Below are 16,197 nucleotides of genomic sequence, written 5' to 3' on the forward strand. Positions count from 1 at the left end.
CGATGCGCCTCGCCCGGGGCGCCGCGGGGGATCCGAGCCGAACGATGCTGCGCGGGATTGGTGCGGTTTATGCGTTTATTCGCATGCGCGTGGGGTGAATGATGCGGGGCCTTGTGCGAGGGCTTTTAGGCGCACGTGGGGGCTTGACCGTGCTTGGCTAGTGTGACGGCCCGGTTGATTTGCCAGGATTTGCGCGATTCGGGGCGTCGCCGCGGTCGCGGCGCGCGCGGTGTCGGGGCCATCGGGGGGCGACGTGCCGCACCCGGTCGTTCCGGTGCCTGCCTGTCTGGCGTTGTCGGGTTTGCCAGCCGAATCGGTAATCGATCGCGCGGTGGCGACCGTGCCGCGTGCGACGAGAGACGGGTCAGTCGGCGCCGCCCGCGCCGCCGCGTTCGCGCGATGGCGCGGCCGCCGATTCTAGCTGGGTCAGTTCGAGCTGGGTCAGATACAGGCGCAGGTCGAATTCGAGCTGGTGATAGTGCGGGCTCATGTGCTCGCACAGCTGATAGAAGCTCTTGTCGTGATCGCGATGCTTGAGATGGGCCAGTTCGTGGACCGCGATCATCTCCAGGAACTCGGCCGGCGCATCGCGGAACAAGGTGGCGATGCGGATCTCGCGCGCGGCCTTGAGCCGGCCGCCGTGGTTGCGCGAGATCGCCGTGTGGGTGCCCAGCGCATGCTTCACCACATGCAGCTTGTTGTCGTAGATGACCTTGTTGAGCGGCTCGGCCTTGCGCATGTAGCGCTCCTTGATCGCGACCACGTACTCGAACAAGGCTTTGTCGTCGCGCACTTCATGGCTGGCGCTGTAGCGGTTGCGCAGTACCTCGGCCAGCCGCCCGCTGTCGATCAGCGCGCGGACCTGGTCCATCACGCGCTCGCCGTAGCCGCGCAGGTAGCGAAGTTCGTCCATGCGCGAACGATACGGCATCGGTGTGGCTGGGGGCGAGACGGGACGCCGAGACGGGTCGAATATTCCGTCATACACGACATCCCGCCGCGCTTTTGGCTCCCTCTCGCGCTTGCGGGAGAGGGCCGGGGTGAGGGCCGCAACTCAGCAGCGCTTCACACTCAAGGAAAATACTCCACCCGCAACTTCGCACTAGCCCCGCGATCGATCCACAGATAATTCGTAGCCCCCGGCAACTGCTCGAACCGCAGCCGCAACTGCGTGCGCCCGCCGCGATTGATCGCGCCCAGGCCCGCTACATTGAACACGCCGCTGCTCTGCGTCCCGCCGGTAAAACGCGCCAGTTCGGCGACCGCCGGAGCATCCGTCGCCGCCGCATAATCGCCGGCCTCGATCGCGCAACCGCCGAAACACCCGTTGCGCACGTCGATCAGCAGGCGATTGCCGGCCGGCTGATTCCACGGATCGCCATAAGCACTGCGGTACGCGACGCTGAGCGAGGCCGACACGATCGTCGCGCCATCGGGCAGGGCGGCGGTGTCGAACGACAGCACGCTGCGGTTGAACTTGCCGTCGGTGCCGCGGCCGAGCGCGAGGCCCAGGCTGGCTTCCAGAGTGCCCACCGCCGGTGCACCGCCATCGGCGTTGGCCTTGACGTAGCCATCGTTGGCGTCCTCGTTGTCGAAGATCGCGACCTGCGGCGGGCCGCTGGTGCCGCCGCTGACGGTGACGTGGACCGCCGCCGAGGTCGCGGTGTTGCCGGCGATGTCCTCGGCGCGCGCCTGCAGGGTGTGCGCGCCGTTGCTGGCGCTCGCGCTGTTCCAACTGGCGGTGTAGGGCGCTTGCGCATCGCTGGCGATCAACGCGCCGTCGAGCAGAAAGTCGACCCGTTCCACGCCCGCATCGTCGGTCGCGTCCGCGCTGAGCGCGACCGTGCCGCTGACCGCCGCGCCGTCGACCGGCGCGGTCAGCGCGACCTGCGGCAGGGTCGCGTCGAGATCGTCCAGGCCCCAGAAGCGGCCGATGTAATAACTCGAACAGATATTGACGTCGAGCACATACGCGCCGGCGCTGCCGCACTGGCTTTCGCCCGTGCCCGGATCGACCGGGGTGCCGTGGCCCATGCCGGTGATGGTGTAGGTTTCGACCCGCGCGCGGCCCTGCGCGTCGCGATAGACCTTGTGCGGATAACCGGCGACGCTGTCCTCGACATCGGCGAGCTGATCGATGCCATGCACATTGGTCCATTGCTGCAGGCTTTCGCTCGCATTGGCCGGACGCACCACATAATCGGCGTCGCCGTGCCAGATCGATACGATCGGCCACGGCCCGGTGTGGCTGCTCGCGGCGCGGACCTTGTCGCCCCATTGCGCCGGGGTGAGGTCGCTGCCGGGCGACATGCAACTGAACGCCGCGCTCGAACCGGTCGCGCAGCGATACGCAATGCCGGCCACGATCGCGCCGCCGGCGAAGACTTCGGGATAGGTCGCCAGCATCACCGCGGTCATCGCGCCGCCGGAGGACAGGCCGGTGACGTAGACGCGATCGGTGGCGCTGCCGTGATCGGCGCGCATCTTGTCGATCATCTGCTTGATCGACAGCGCTTCGCCCTGGCCGCGCGTGGTGTCGCCGGTTTCGAACCAATTGAAGCAGGCGCTGGAATTGTTGGCGCTCTGCTGCTGCGGCAGGACCACGGCGAAATGCCAACGCTGCGCCAGCAGTTCCCAGCCGGTCTCGGCGTCGTAACTCGCCGCGCTCTGCGAACAGCCATGCATCGCGACCACCAGCGGCGCATTCGCCGGCAGGTCCGGCGGCACGTACTTGAACATGCGCAGATTGCCGGGGTTGCTGCCGAAGCCGGTGACTTCGGTCGAGGCCTGCGCCGCGCCGACGCCGCACAGCGCGAGCGTCACTGCGATCAGCGACGGATACAGCGATACGGTACGAACCCTGCTCAGGCGAACGGACATGCGATCGACTCCCCAGGCCGGCAGCGATTCCGGCGTGGCCGCAGTGGGCCACCGCGCGGCAGCGCGCGCCATCGTCCGATGGGGCACATTGCGCCGCAGCAATCGCCTGCGCGCATTGCGGCGTGGACTTGAGCGATGCGGCCGCGCTGCGTAGGCTGGCGGTCCCGTCGTAGCCCTGAGCCTCGTTGAATGCACTATCTGCCCGACGATGCGTTCTGGGTCACGTCCGGGCTGCCGTTTCGTGTCCTGGGCCGGCCCGAATTCCTGGCCAACATGGATCTTGCCGGACAACAGCATGCGCAGGAACTGGCCGAATATCCGCAACGCCAGTACGACGCGTTGGAACAGCACTACCTGAGCCTGCGCGGCATGGCCGCGCTGGACCTGTGCCTGCTGCACGACCTGTTGTTCGAACTTACCTACGAGCAATTGCTGGCCGGTGCGTGGTTCGCGGCCTTGTCGCCGCATCCACTGTATGAGCCGTTGCTGCGCGAGGCGCAGGCGCGAGTGCTGAACGACGAGCGTTATCAGCGCGGTCAGGCGCGGTTGCTCGCCCTGGCCCTGGCCGCTTACGAGGAATCAGATGCTGTCGGCGATGCGGGTTCGGACGCGTCGTGCATGCAACGCATCCGCGAAGCGCTCGCCCCGCTACCCAAGCCGATGGTGCTGCTGCGGCTCATGCCGACGCCGGAGCAGTTGCAGCGGCTTCAAGAGGACCGCCAACGGGTCGGCCAGATCTACCGTCGACACGGCGCGCAAGCGGCACGCGATGCGATACCGGGAACGCTGACTGGTTTTTTCAAGCTGAGCCATGCCGCCTGGCGACGCCTTGGCTATCCCAGCATGGAGCGGTATCTGCAAGGCGGTCGCGCGACGCCATGAGCGTCGCCGGTCGATCGATCAGAAACTCGACAGCCCGCTCGCCTCGCTGAAGCGATACCACAGCTTGCGCCACTGCGATTCGTCGGCGTAACGCGGATAGTCGGCGCTGATGCCGCGGCCGTCGCCGTTGCTCCAGCTTTGTTCGAAGTAAGCCGCGGCCTGGCGCGCGACCGGCGCGTCGGATTCGGCGACCACGCGCGCGCTGCTTTCCAGGTTGTAGTCGTCGAGGTTGCGGCGGGTGTAGTTGGCCGAGCCGGCGATCAGTTCGATGCCGCCGTCGCGATCGCTGCGCAGCAGCAGCTTGGCGTGGCATTGCTCGCCGTGGGTGTCGCACCAGCGCAGCGGCACGCCGGCCGCGTGCAGTTCGGATGCGACCTGGCGATTGGGCACGCCGTTCTTCTTGCGTCCGAACGCGTCCTCGTTCGGATCGAGCAGCACGCGCACGCCGACCCCGCGCTTGTGCGCGGCGATCACCGCATCGATCAGGCGGCGATGGGAGAAATAGAACACCGCGATATCGATCCGGTCGCCGCCGTGGGCGCCGTCGATCGCCGCCTGCATACCGTCGCGGATCTTGGCTTCGGTCAATACCTGCACGCGCGGCGCCGAGGTGGTGTCGACGATGCTGTCGGGCGGCACCGAGGTCGGCAGGCCCTGCGGCCACGACCCGCCCGACAGCGCGACCACCGCGCGTTCGCTCGCGAGCAGATCGAGCGCGGCCGCTCCGCTGAAGCGCAATGCGACATTGCCGTGCAGGCTGCTGGCGTCGTGCGGATTGGCCGAGGCGACCAGCGCGGTCCAGGTCTGGCCCTGGTCGACCACCAAGGTCTTGCGATGATTCGCATTGAGATTGAGCAAACTCAGCCAACTGCGCAGGGTGACCTTGCCCGGCCCGAGCGGATTGGCGATCCAGCCATCGCGATCGTTGTTGCCGGCCCAACTGCAGCACAGGTGCCACAGCCCCGACCAGGCCGGATTGGGCGCGCGCAGGCGGCGCAGGTCGGTAATCACTACTTCGACTCCGGCCGCGCGCAAGGCATCCAGCCGCGGCGATGGCAGGCCGCCGTAGACGGTGTTGATCGGATCGGTGATCAGCACCGCATGCAATTGCGGCACGGCGCGTTTGCGCGCGATCAACGCGTCGGTGAGCTGCTGGCTCAGCTTGCGGTACTCGACATCGCCGCCCTGACTGCCGAAGTCGTTGAACAGGAACTGGTCGGCGACGATCACCCGCTGAGCCTGGCCGATCAGGCGCAGGGTTTCGTCGAATACCTGCTGGTCGCTGTGGCGCTGTTTGGCCGCGTCGACCCAGGTGATGTCGGTCAGCAGGGCCACGTCGGTGGCGCTGCGCAGCGGGCCGGCCTGGCTGAGCCCGGGCGGCAGCGGCTTGTAGACCTGGTAGGTGCCCATCGCGATCCAGGCCACCAGCAGCAGCGCGATCGCGCGCTTGAGCCAGCGACGAAGGCGGCGCGGCGGCGGGGAGTCGGTGGCGGAAACGTCTTCTGACATGGGGCGATACGGCGACGGATGGGGACGGGCATTGTCGCAGCCGCGTGCCGCGCGCGCCTGCCCGGACTGAACCGCGTCGGCGTTCGCCGCGACAATCCTGCACCGGCGCCACAAATCGGTCATGTCGCCCGCCTAGGCTGGCGGGATGGACATCCTGATGCTGTCTGACGTGTACTTCCCGCGGGTCAACGGGGTGTCGACCTCGATCCGCACCTTCGCCCAATCGCTGACGCGCATGGGCCACTCGGTGACCCTGGTGGCGCCCGACTACGGGCCGGGCAGCGGCCAGGAACAGCACGACAGCGCCGAGTTCGAGATCATCCGGCTGGGGTCGCGGGTGATCTTCTTCGATCCCGAGGACCGGTTGATCCGCGCGCCGGAATTGCGCCGGATCCAGCCGCAACTGGCGCGCCGGCATTGGGACGTGATCCACATCCACACCCCGTTCCGCGCCCACGGCCTGGGCGTGCGCCTGGCTGCGCAGACCGGGCGGCCAACGGTGGAGACGTACCACACCTATTTCGAGGAATACATCGGCCACTACCTGCCGTGGGCGCCAGCGCCGCTGCTGCGGATGGTCGCGCGCAAACTCTCGCGGGTGCTGTGCCACGGTGTCGATCATCTGATCGTGCCGACCGCGCAGATGGTCGAGGTGCTCGATCGCTACGGCATCCGCACGCCGTCGACGGTGCTGCCGACCGGGATCGACCTGAGCGAGTTCGCGCGCGGCGACGGCGCGCGCTTCCGCGCCGAGCACGGCATCGCCGGTCGTCCGACCGTGGTCACGGTCAGCCGGCTCGCGGTCGAGAAGAACATCGCGTTCCTGCTGCTGGTGGCCAAGCGCCTGCTCGGCGAGTTCCCCGAACTGATGTTTGTCATCGCCGGCGAAGGCCCGGACGCGGAACGGCTCAAGCGTCTGTCGAAGGAGCACGGCCTGGAACGCAACGTGCGTTTCTTCGGCAATCTCGACCGCCGCACCAGCCTGCTCGATGCCTACCGCGCCGGCGATGCGTTCGTGTTCGCTTCGCCGACCGAAACCCAGGGACTGGTGCTGATCGAAGCGATGGCGCTGGGCGTGCCGATCGTATCGACCGCGGTGATGGGCACCGCGACCGTGTTGCGCGGCGCGCGCAGCGCGGTGGTCAGCGAGGACAACGTCGAGGCCTTCGCCGAGCACCTCGCCACGGTGTTGCGTTCGCCGCAACTGCGCGCGCAGCTGTCCGCGGCCGGTCCGGTGGATGCGCGGGCATGGAGCACCGAAGGTTTGATGGAGCAGGTGGTGGCGCTGTATCAGCGCCTGGCGCAGGCGAAGTCGCTGCCGCGGCCGGTGGCGGCGGATGCGCCCGAGATCGCGGGCTGATTGAGCGGGCGGGGCGCGGGCGAAACGTTCCGTGGACCAAGGGCGCAGCTGCTTTTGGCGGGATCGCTTTTGTCCGAATCGTTCTTGAGTGCGGGCTTTGTTGTATCGACCGTGGCGCCGCCGCTTTTTTCCGACGCGGCGAGCGTGGTGCCGGTCGTGCCTAAGCAGGGCAGCAAGCAGCGAACTTTCTTTGGATTTTTTAGCTCTAGCTTTTGCTCGAGCTTGAAGCCGCGCAGTTCATTCAGCGCTGCGAAGTCACGGGCTCGCGTTAGTAAACGCACACCCGAAGGGCGGCGTGCAGGATGCACGCCGTGCGCCACCGGGACATGGATGTCCCGTGTGGCGCATGCCCGCGTATGCAACGCACTCGCGGGCTCTTGATTCACAAAAAGCGTTTTTCTTTGGTTACCTTTCTTTTGTCGCTTTTGACAAAAGAAAGTAACTCGGCCGCTTGCGGACGAAAGCTGTTGATCCTGCCTTCGGTTTCAAAGCTTCAAAGCTGAAGCTAGATCAAAAGCTTCCGCCACTAAAGCGGCGGGTCACTTTCTTTTGTCTAAAGCAACAAAAGTCCGCCTGGATTCCCTTCGGTCAAAAGGTAACCAAAGAAAAATGCTTTTTTGTGAGTCAAGGGCCCGCACGATCGTTGCTTGCGCGGGCATGCGCCACACGGGACATCCATGTCCCGGTGGCGCACGGCGTGCATCCTGCACGCCGCCCTACGGGTGTGCTGTTGCTAACGCGAGCTCGATGCTTCGCAGCGCTGGATGAATTGCAAGACTTCTGGCTCAAGCTTAAGCCTCTTCGCCCATCTGTAGGAGCGGCGTCCTACTGGAGTGCCTTCGATCACAAGCCGCGACTGCGGGAATAAAGCCTCATCAACCGCGAGGTCCGCGACCGACCTCAAACCGCCGCGACCCGTACCCGCGCCGCCAACATCAACCCCAGCAGCGCCAGCGCGAAAGCGATCGCGAACCCGCACAGATAAGCCAGCGTGTGCGACGTGCCCAGCAACGCCGCGAACAGCGAACCGCCGACTGCCAGCGCGGTCGCCGTGTAGATCGCATCGCCCAAGTGCAGCGCCGACGAGTTCACCCCCTGTTGTTCGGGCGGCGACAGTTCCAGCATCAGTACCGACAAGGTCGGATAGATCAGGCCCATGCCGAGCCCGGACAGCACCCAACCGGCGACGCCGATCGCGAGCGGAGTGCGCGGCCAGATCAAGGCGGCGATCGCGATCACGCCGAGCGCGAGCATCGCCATGCCGGCTTGCAGGAACCGCTGCGGCGCGCGCGTGTCGGTGCTGCGGCCGCGATACCACGAGCCGGTCGACCAACCGATCGCGCCGAGGGTCAGCACCAGCCCGGCCCAGGTCGGCGACAGCCCACGCTCCTGCGACAACAGCAACGGGATATAGGCTTCGCTGAGAAAAAAACCGCCTGCGGCGATGCCGCGCAGCGAGACCACGGCCGGCAGGCCGCGCGCGGCGCGCAGCGCGCCGACCGGCAGCAGCCGCGATGCGGCCCAGCCGAGCAGCGCGATTGCCGGCAGCAGCCAAGCCAGCGCGGACCAGCCGCGTTGCTGCCCGCCGTAGTGCAGAGCGAGCAGGCTGGCGGTGGTCAACAACGCCCATAACAGGCGGGTGCGTTGCTGGCCGGCGCTGTGTGTCGCCTCATGCGTCGCCGACGGGCCCAGCCCGCGCAGCGACGGCAGCACCAGCCAGGCCGCGAGCACCGCCACCGCCGGCACCGACAGGAACACCCAGCGCCAGCCGAGGTGTTCGACGATCGCGCCGCTGATCGCCGGGCCGACCACCGCCGGCACCGCCCAGGCCGCGGCGAACGCGACGAACACCTTGACCCGCAGCGCGACCGGATAGACCCGGCCGACCACCACGTACAGCGCGACCGAGATCAATCCGCCGCCGAAGCCCTGGACCACGCGGCCGGCGATCAAGGCGAGCATCGATGGCGCCAGCCCGGCCAGGATCAGGCCCAGCGCGAACCAGGCGATGCCGTGGCGCAACGGCGCGGCCGGGCCGCGCGCATCGGCCCAGCGACCCGCGGCGACCATGCCGACCACGCTGGCGGCGAGGGTGCCGCCGAACGCGAGCGCGTACAGCGGCAAGCCGTCGAGCGCGCGCGCGACCGTCGGCATCGCGGTGGTCACGGCGAGGGCTTCGAAGGCGACCAGCGCGACCAGGGCGACCGCGCCGAGGCTCAGGCCGCGGTAGCGCGGCGCGAACAGGCTGTCGGTGGCGTCGGCCGGGTCGGCTGCGATGTTGGAGACCTCGCGCTCGTCGGCGTTTTCGTCGGAGTGTTTGATGGAACGGGTTTCCTGCAAGGATGGATTGGCGGCCACGCAATCGTGCGCGAAAGAATTCTGCGCGAAGCAATCCTGCGCGGAATCTTGGCTGGACCGGGCTGCAGCCCCGACGCGCGGAGACTCGGACGCGCGACGACCCTCGTCGCCAGCCGGCGTCGGACGATCCGCCATCATGAGCCGAGTGCTTTCCATGCCGGCGGCCTCAGCCGTTACCGCCCGATCGGGCAAAGGATGCTGTCGCTCGGGGCCGCTCGACCGCGGAAGACGCTCCAGACCCGATGTGACCGCTCCGCCTAGCCAGCAGTTGTTCGTCGGACATCGGGACTGGAGCGCCTTCCGCGGTCGAGCGCGAAGACGGCGATGCGGCTGCGATCTTCATGCGCAGAATCTCAACGCCAACGGCGCATACACCATCAGCACGACCTTGCCGCGTCCGGGCCCGCGCTCGACCGCGCGATGCGCTTCGGCGGCGCGGGTCAGCGGAAACATCTCGCGCACATGCACCAGCAGGCCGTGGCGTTCATGCATCGCGACCAGTTCGGCCAGGCGCGCGCGGCTGCGCTGGCCGCGCACGATCCGCAGGCCGAGCCGGCGCGCGCGCGGCGAATCGCACAAGGTCGCGATGCGACCGGGATCGCCGCACAGCGCGAGCCAGTCGTCGAAGCGATCGACGCCGAGCGCATCGAACACCGCGTCCACGCCGTCGGGCGCCAGCACCCGCGCTTGCGCGATGCCGCGGTGATCGTCGTCGATCGGCTGCGCGCCGAGCGCGCGCAGGTAGTCGTGATCGGCCGCCGCGGCGCTGCCGATCACCGACAGGCCCCAGGCGCGCGCGAGCTGCACCGCGACGCTGCCGATGCCGCTGGCCGCGCCATGGATCAGCACACGCTCGCCGGGTCGCAGTCGCAGATCGCGCAGCGCGTTGAGCGCGGTCTGACCGGTCGAGGGCAGGGCGCCGGCCACTGCCCAACTCATCGTGACCGGTTTGTGGACGACCTGATCGGCGCGCACGGTCAGCACTTCGGCGTAACTCATCGCCACCGCCCAGCCCATCACCTCGTCGCCGGGCGCGAACGCGTCGACTCCGGCGCCGACCTGATCGACGACGCCGGCGAATTCGTTGCCGAGCCGGCGCGGGAACGCCAGGGTCTGGACGTCGCAGGATTCGCCGTCGCGGCTCAGGCCGCTGCGCGCGGCGATGTCGCCGGGCCGCACCCCGGCCGCGCGCACCCGCACCCGGATCTCGCCGGGCCCGGCCTGCGGCATCGGCAATTCGATCGCATGCAGCACCTCGGGCGCGCCGTATCGGTCGAATACGACGGCCTTGACGTGGCTGGCGTGCGCGGAACTATCGGGTGGATGTGGAGCGGCGTGCGGGGTGGCCATGGCTTGACGTCGAAACAGGTCGAAGCGCACGATAAAACCTCAACATTGGTTAAGGTCAAGCCCTGGGCGGACCCGCATGAACATGGAACTCACCGTAGGCCAGGTGGCCGAACGCTCCGGCGTGGCGGTATCGGCCTTGCATTTCTACGAAGCCAAGGGCCTGATCCACAGCCTGCGCACCGCCGGCAACCAGCGCCGCTACAGCCGCGACACCTTGCGCCGGATCGCGGTCATCCGCGTCGCCCAGCGCGTGGGCATGCCGCTGGCGACGATCCGCGAAGCGCTCGACACCTTGCCCGGATCGCGCGCGCCCACGCGCGCGGACTGGGTGCGGCTGTCGGCGGCGTGGAAGGACGAGCTCGAACAGCGCATCGCCAACCTGAGCCTGATGCGCGACACCCTGGACCAGTGCATCGGCTGCGGTTGCCTGTCGATCGACCGTTGCCGCCTGGCCAATCCGGACGACACCTGGGGCGAGCAGGGCTCGGGCGCGCAGCGTTGGGCGGCGGCGTTACAGCAGGCCAAGCCACGGCGCGGCGGCAAGCGCGCGGAGTAGGGACTGTGCATGTTGTGGCGGGCTGAGCGCTCGCGATAACCAAGATCGGTTCGGCGCGCGCCTGGATGCCGGCGTCGCTGCCGTCGTTACGGCCAAGTCGCGTGGCGTACCATGAGCGCTTCCCTCCGCACGACGAAATCGCCATGACCCTTTCGATGTACTCCGCCAGCGTACCGGTGCTCACGCAGATGCTCGGCAGCCTCGCCGAGATCCTCGCCAAGACCGAAGCCCACGCCGGCGAACACAAGATCGACCCCGACGCCTACCTGCAGGCGCGTTTGTTCCCCGACATGTTTCCGCTGCTGCGCCAGGTTCAGATCGCCTGCGACTTCGCCAAGGGCGTCAGCGCGCGCCTGGCCGACGTCGAAGTGCCGGTGTACGACGACAGCGAGCGCAGCTTCGCCGAACTGCAGGCGCTGATCGCCAAGACCATCGACTTCGTCGGCAGCCTGGAACCGGCGCTGTTCGAAGGCGCGCAGGACCGCGAAATCGTGCTGCGTCCGGGCACGCCGAAGGAGCGCCGTTTCGGCGGCGCCGATTACCTGGTCCATTACGGCCTGCCGCAGTTCTTCTTCCACGTCACCACCACCTACGCGATCCTGCGCGGCAACGGCGTCAACATCGGCAAGCGCGATTTCATGGGCAAGTACTGATTCGACACGTACTGAACCAAGCCGGCCGCGGCGCCGTTCCGGCGTCGCGGTCTCTGCCAGCGCGGGTCGATCTGCCGCGCACGCTCAGCTCAGTTCCAACAGCTCCTCGAGCGGCTGCGGTTCGCAGGCTTGGCCGTTACGCATCTTCACGATCCGGTCGGCGAAACGCATCGCGCTGGAGCGGTGCGCGACGATCAATGCGGTCGCGCCTTCGCGCTTGCACCAGGCGTAGACGGTGTCGTGGATGCGTTCCTCGGTCAACGAATCGATGCCCGACGTGGCCTCGTCGAGAATCAGGATTCTCGGCCCGCGCAGGAACGCGCGGGCCAGCGCGATCCGCTGCCGCTGTCCGCCGCTGAGCATCACCCCGCGTTCGCCGATTTCGGTGTCGTAGCCCAGCGCGAGCGAACCGATGAATTCATGCGCGGCCGCCGAATGCGCGGCCTGCTCGACTTCCGCGTCGGTCGCTTCCAGTCGGCCGTAACGGATGTTTTCGCGAATCGTGCCGCCGAACAGGAAAACGTCCTGCGAGACCAGGCAGACCTGTTTGCGCAGCCAGTCCAGCGACAGATCGCGCAGGTCGACGCCGTCGATCAGCACCCGCCCCTGACAGGGGTCGAACAGACGTGGCAGCAGATGCACCGCGGTGGTCTTGCCGCAGCCGCTTTCGCCGGCCAGCACCACGATTTCCCCGCCGTCGACCGACAGATCGAAGTCGTGCAGGATCGATTGCCCGGGCAGATGCCAGAAGCCGACCCGCTCGAACTGCACATGGCCGCGGATGGACGCCGGCACCACCGGATTCGCCGCTTCCTGGATCGACGGGGTCAGCGACATCAGTTCGAACACGCGCGAGGACGCGCCGGCCGACTGGCTCAGGTTGCTGTACAACTGGGCGAAGCCGGAGAACGCCTGGGTCATGTTCTGGGTGTAGAACAAAAACGCGACCAACTGGCCGGCGCTTATGTCGCCGGCCAGCAACTGCACGCCGCCGTACCAGAAGATCGCCACTGTGCTCAGCGAGGCGAGCAGGCCGATGCAGGCGCGGAACCACACGCCGATTTCGATCGAGCGGGTCGCCTGGCTCAGCAGGATGTCCAGCGATCGGCTGTAGCGGTCGGCTTCGTGCGGCGGACGCGACAGGGTCTTGACCACGGCGATGCCGGAAATCGATTCGTGGGCGATCGCCGAGGCCTGGGCGCGATCGCTCTGCACGCGCTTGGCCGAGGCCTGCAAGGCATCGCCGAAGCGGCGCGACAGGACCGTGCTGGTCGGTGCGAGCAGCAACAGCACCAGGGTCAGGCGCCAGTTCAACATCGCCATCATCACCATTGAACCCACCAGCAAGGAGAGTTGGTTCAACAGGCTGACCGCGGTGTCGGTGACCGCGCTGCGGATCGCCGCGGTGTCCAGGTTCAGGCGCGAGGACAGGTCGCCGACTTTCTGCTTGTGGAAGAAATCCAGGTCCAGTTTGAGCAGGTGCGCGAACAATCGCTTGCGCAAGTCCAGCACCAGGCGTTCGCCGGTGCTGTCGAGCAGATAGCTGCCGATCGCGCTGGCGCCCGCGCGCACCGCGAAAAGAAACAGCAAAGCGACGGCGAACCAGTGCAGCCGCGCCGCGCCGGCGCCGCCATGCGACGCGCTGCCGGCCGCGGCGGTGTCGACCACTGCGGCGATGCCGAGCGGGAACACCAGCGAGACCACGGTCGCCGCCAGCACCAGGGCCACGCCAGCGGCGATGCGCAGCCGGTATGGCCGCGCATAGGCGGCGATCTGCCCCAGTCGCCGGGTCACGCTTTCCACGCCGCCGTCGGCGGCCGGTTCGCTGCCGGCGCCGCGCAGGGCGTCGGCCAGTCGTCCGGCCGCGTGCCGCGCTTGCTCGCTGCGCGCGTTCACGCCGATGTCGCGATCGTGTGTCGCGCGCCCGACTCATGGCCCGACAGCGCCGCGCCGGGCGCGCGCAGCAACTGGTCGAGCATCAGCAGACGCGGCTTGGCGTGCAGCAGGCGATCGACGAACAGGCCGATGCCCGAAGCGCCTTCGCTGTACTCGCTGCTGATGCGGAAATGGTTCAAGCCGGCGAAGGCGACTCCGCGCGGTCGCGGGATCGCATGCGGCAGCAACGCTTCGGACTGGTGGTAGGCGAGCTTGCGATAGCGATCGTCGCCGAGCAGTTGATGCAGATCGAGCAGGAATTCGCCGAAGCCGGCGACGCCTTCGAATTGCCAGATCTTGTTGGTGAAACGGCACGACGCGCTGAGCGCGCATTGCACGGCGATGTCCTTGAAGCGCTGTTCGCCGGTGGCTATATAACCACGCAGGCAGGCGACGCCGACCCCGGACGCGCCGAACCAGGTATGCGGCGAACGCGGCGCGCTGGGCTTGGCGTCGACGCTGGGTTGCCACAGCAGGCGTCCGGCGTAATCGATGGCATGGGCGATGTCGAAATCCAGCGCGCGCTCGGCCAGGCTCAGATAACGCCGGTCGCCGCTGGCCGAGGCCAGATAGATCAGGAACACGGCCACGCCGCTCTGACCTTCGCCCAGTCCCAACGGAATCATGCCGTCGACCCACCAATGCGGGCCGTGCTCGTTTTCGATCGCGGTGCGCAGCAGCCAGTCGCCGACTTCGGTGGCGCGCTCCAGGTGAATGCCATCGCCGGTCGCCAACCACAGGTGCAGGCAGGCCAGACCCCAGCCGGCGGCGCCGAAGTACAGGCCATGGCCGTCGAAGACTTGCTCGGGGACGTAGCTGCGTTGCATCAGCGCCGCGGCGCGTTCGGTGCGGCCGGCGGCGAGCAGCAGAGTCGCCACGCCCGCGGTTCCCGAGAACAGGCCGGGAGGGCAATGGCTGGGGCGGGTCTGGCGCTCGATCCAGTCCAGCACCGCCGGTTCCACCGCGCCGCGGGTGTGCAGCAGGAAATACGCCGGGCCGGCGGCGCCATGACGCAGGCTGACCGGGTTGGTGGCGAACACGTTGGCCGAGGCCGGCCACAACCGATCGTGACGGGACAGGTCGGCGCTGGCGTCGAGGTGCTCGCCGATATCAACCACCAGTTGCCGCAACTGCCCGATCAACGCCGCCGCCGGTGGATCGAGCTCCGGGCATTCTGGGCCCGCATGGAACATCGGCGTGTGGTCCAGCGCTTCGACCGTGTCGAGCGCGGCCACGACCTGACGCAGGTTCCAGCGCTGGCCGACATCGTCCTGGGTCAGCCCGGCGACGATGTCGTACAGCGCTGACGGCAGGCGGATGTCGTCGATATTCTGCCGCAGTTTGCGCATCAAGCCCTGACGATTGAGATCCAGGCCCGAGGCGCTGAAGGTGATCAGATCCAGGATCAGCACGCCGAGGGCGTAGTAGTCGTCCTCCACCGTCGGGGTCTGATTGGACAACTGCTGCGGACCGGCGTAACCCGGCGTCGAGCCGAGCGCCCATGGCCCTTGATCGTCGAGTTCGTGCGAGAACTCGAAGTCGATGAACTTGATTTCGTCGTCATCGGTGACCAGCACGTTGGTGCGGGTCAGATCGCGCAGCACCACGCCGGCGGCATGGACCTTTTCCAGGCTGGCGGCGATCTTGCCGATGATCGAGCGCAGCGCGATGAAGGATTCGGCCGAGGTCTGGCCGGCATGGGCGAAGTAATAGCCCATCGCATGGCCCCACAGCGATTGCGCCTGCAGGTGCTCCTGCACCAGGAACCAGTGGCGCCAGTCCTGGAACATGTCGACATAGGCCGGCACGCAGCCGGTCGGGGTCAGCCGCTGCAGGATGCGCGCTTCCTTGTGCAGGGTGTAGGCCTCGCCGAACTTCGCGTCGGCGCGGCGCAGCAGCCCCAGCGAGCCGCGTTCCTCGCGGATCACCACCTGCCGGCCGGTGTGCTCGTCCAGGCCTTGGTACACGCCGCCGCCGGCGTTGAACTTCAGCGCTTTCTGCACCCGGTAGCGCTGGTTGAGCAGCACGCCGCGTTCGTCGGGTTGCTCCAGCGGCGTGTCGGCGCTGAACGGGTCGGTCACGCCCGGCGGCAGGCGGAAACGCGGTTCGCGGCTGTCGAGGTACCAGGTGCCGTCGGCGATGTGGAAGCCGGGAAGACGCTGGCCGAACCGATTGAGCTTGAAATTGCCGCGGTGCTCGCCGTAGCGGTAGAACACCGCCTGGCTGTCGCGGTAGGGACGATCGGTCAGCACATAGGGGCCGACCAGATGCCCGGTGACCGCGTGCAGGCGCGCGATCAGGTCCTCGAATTCTTCCTGGGTGTGCGGATACAGCGCGATGAACTTGCCGGCCTGCGAGCGCGAGGCGTTCTTGTTGAACGACAACTGCAGCATGCGGTTGTCGGAGCAGAACTTGAATGAGGTGGACGAGGCGAACGCCTGCTCGGCGGCCAGTGTCAGCGTCTCGATCGCGTGCTTGGGAGTGCTGGAGACGTGGATCTTCCAGCCGTGGTCGATGATCTTCGCGTCCGGCGGCGAGCAATAGGTCCAAAAACCGCTGGGATGGATCTGCCAGCGCGACGGAAGCAGCTTACGGACCTCGCCGATGAAGCCGTCGTTGGGGACGTACCTATCCAGGCTTTCGAAATGCTCCTGGTCCATCAGGGCGAAGGCGACGTTGGGGTGATCCACGAAATTCATGCGCGGCGGGTCCTT

11 protein-coding genes are annotated in these 16,197 nt (G+C 67.5%); 4 read left to right on the forward strand and 7 right to left on the reverse strand.

Annotation, left to right across the window (positions count from 1 at the left end; genetic code table 11):
- Positions 1 to 364 precede the first annotated feature (364 nt).
- Positions 365 to 931 (reverse strand): YgjP-like metallopeptidase domain-containing protein, encoded by a 567-nt coding sequence (locus AC3A4T_RS20945; RefSeq protein WP_487677172.1) that lies wholly within the window; start codon positions 929 to 931, stop codon positions 365 to 367.
- Positions 932 to 1,071: 140 nt separating this feature from the next.
- Positions 1,072 to 2,880, reverse strand: a complete 1,809-nt coding sequence (locus AC3A4T_RS20950; protein ID WP_487677173.1) for an extracellular catalytic domain type 1 short-chain-length polyhydroxyalkanoate depolymerase — start codon at positions 2,878 to 2,880, stop codon at positions 1,072 to 1,074.
- A gap of 189 nt (positions 2,881 to 3,069) precedes the next feature.
- Between AC3A4T_RS20950 and AC3A4T_RS20955 the strand changes: the two genes are divergently transcribed.
- Entirely contained in the window at positions 3,070 to 3,762 is a 693-nt protein-coding gene (locus AC3A4T_RS20955) for a hypothetical protein (RefSeq protein ID WP_487677174.1), read from the forward strand.
- Positions 3,763 to 3,780: 18 nt separating this feature from the next.
- Here the strand turns inward: AC3A4T_RS20955 and AC3A4T_RS20960 are convergent, their stop codons facing one another.
- Complete coding sequence (locus AC3A4T_RS20960) at positions 3,781 to 5,271, reverse strand: phospholipase D-like domain-containing protein (protein WP_487677175.1); 1,491 nt, start codon at positions 5,269 to 5,271, stop codon at positions 3,781 to 3,783.
- A 157-nt stretch (positions 5,272 to 5,428) separates the two neighbouring features.
- Between AC3A4T_RS20960 and AC3A4T_RS20965 the strand changes: the two genes are divergently transcribed.
- Positions 5,429 to 6,631 (forward strand): glycosyltransferase, encoded by a 1,203-nt coding sequence (locus AC3A4T_RS20965; protein ID WP_487677176.1) that lies wholly within the window; start codon positions 5,429 to 5,431, stop codon positions 6,629 to 6,631.
- A 900-nt stretch (positions 6,632 to 7,531) separates the two neighbouring features.
- Here AC3A4T_RS20965 and AC3A4T_RS20970 read toward each other — a convergent pair.
- The gene (locus AC3A4T_RS20970; protein WP_487677177.1) at positions 7,532 to 8,989 is read right to left on the reverse strand and encodes an MFS transporter; all 1,458 of its coding nucleotides are present in this window, start codon (positions 8,987 to 8,989) and stop codon (positions 7,532 to 7,534) included.
- 339 nt (positions 8,990 to 9,328) lie between these two features.
- A complete protein-coding gene (locus AC3A4T_RS20975) occupies positions 9,329 to 10,339 on the reverse strand; it encodes an NADP-dependent oxidoreductase (RefSeq protein WP_487677178.1) in 1,011 nt (336 codons plus the stop codon).
- 76 nt (positions 10,340 to 10,415) lie between these two features.
- Here AC3A4T_RS20975 and soxR point away from each other — a divergent pair, with 76 nt between their 5' ends.
- The gene (soxR, locus tag AC3A4T_RS20980) at positions 10,416 to 10,895 is read left to right on the forward strand and encodes a redox-sensitive transcriptional activator SoxR (protein ID WP_036108619.1); all 480 of its coding nucleotides are present in this window, start codon (positions 10,416 to 10,418) and stop codon (positions 10,893 to 10,895) included.
- 143 nt (positions 10,896 to 11,038) lie between these two features.
- Positions 11,039 to 11,548 carry a DUF1993 domain-containing protein gene (locus AC3A4T_RS20985; protein ID WP_487677179.1) on the forward strand — a complete coding sequence of 170 codons (510 nt, stop codon included), beginning with the start codon at positions 11,039 to 11,041 and terminating at the stop codon, positions 11,546 to 11,548.
- Positions 11,549 to 11,632: 84 nt separating this feature from the next.
- On the opposite strand, the gene AC3A4T_RS20990 is transcribed toward AC3A4T_RS20985, so the two are convergent.
- A complete protein-coding gene (locus AC3A4T_RS20990) occupies positions 11,633 to 13,444 on the reverse strand; it encodes an ABC transporter ATP-binding protein (protein WP_487677180.1) in 1,812 nt (603 codons plus the stop codon).
- Complete coding sequence (gene lanKC, locus AC3A4T_RS20995; protein ID WP_487677181.1) at positions 13,441 to 16,182, reverse strand: class III lanthionine synthetase LanKC; 2,742 nt, start codon at positions 16,180 to 16,182, stop codon at positions 13,441 to 13,443. Before lanKC ends, AC3A4T_RS20990 begins: the two co-directional genes overlap by 4 nt.
- Positions 16,183 to 16,197 lie beyond the last annotated feature (15 nt).

Source organism: Lysobacter sp. Soil_N_51 (assembly GCF_057655755.1).

Bases quoted from the DNA above. Each gene is read 5' to 3' on its own strand.
- AC3A4T_RS20965 (WP_487677176.1), top strand. From the start codon at position 5,429: ATGCTGTCTGACGTGTACTTCCCGCGGGTCAACGGGGTGTCGACCTCG.
- AC3A4T_RS20960 (WP_487677175.1), bottom strand. From the start codon at position 5,271: ATGTCAGAAGACGTTTCCGCCACCGACTCCCCGCCGCCGCGCCGCCTT.
- AC3A4T_RS20945 (WP_487677172.1), bottom strand. From the start codon at position 931: ATGCCGTATCGTTCGCGCATGGACGAACTTCGCTACCTGCGCGGCTAC.
- soxR (WP_036108619.1), top strand. From the start codon at position 10,416: ATGAACATGGAACTCACCGTAGGCCAGGTGGCCGAACGCTCCGGCGTG.
- AC3A4T_RS20985 (WP_487677179.1), top strand. From the start codon at position 11,039: ATGACCCTTTCGATGTACTCCGCCAGCGTACCGGTGCTCACGCAGATG.
- AC3A4T_RS20955 (WP_487677174.1), top strand. From the start codon at position 3,070: ATGCACTATCTGCCCGACGATGCGTTCTGGGTCACGTCCGGGCTGCCG.
- AC3A4T_RS20975 (WP_487677178.1), bottom strand. From the start codon at position 10,339: ATGGCCACCCCGCACGCCGCTCCACATCCACCCGATAGTTCCGCGCAC.
- AC3A4T_RS20950 (WP_487677173.1), bottom strand. From the start codon at position 2,880: ATGTCCGTTCGCCTGAGCAGGGTTCGTACCGTATCGCTGTATCCGTCG.
- lanKC (WP_487677181.1), bottom strand. From the start codon at position 16,182: ATGAATTTCGTGGATCACCCCAACGTCGCCTTCGCCCTGATGGACCAG.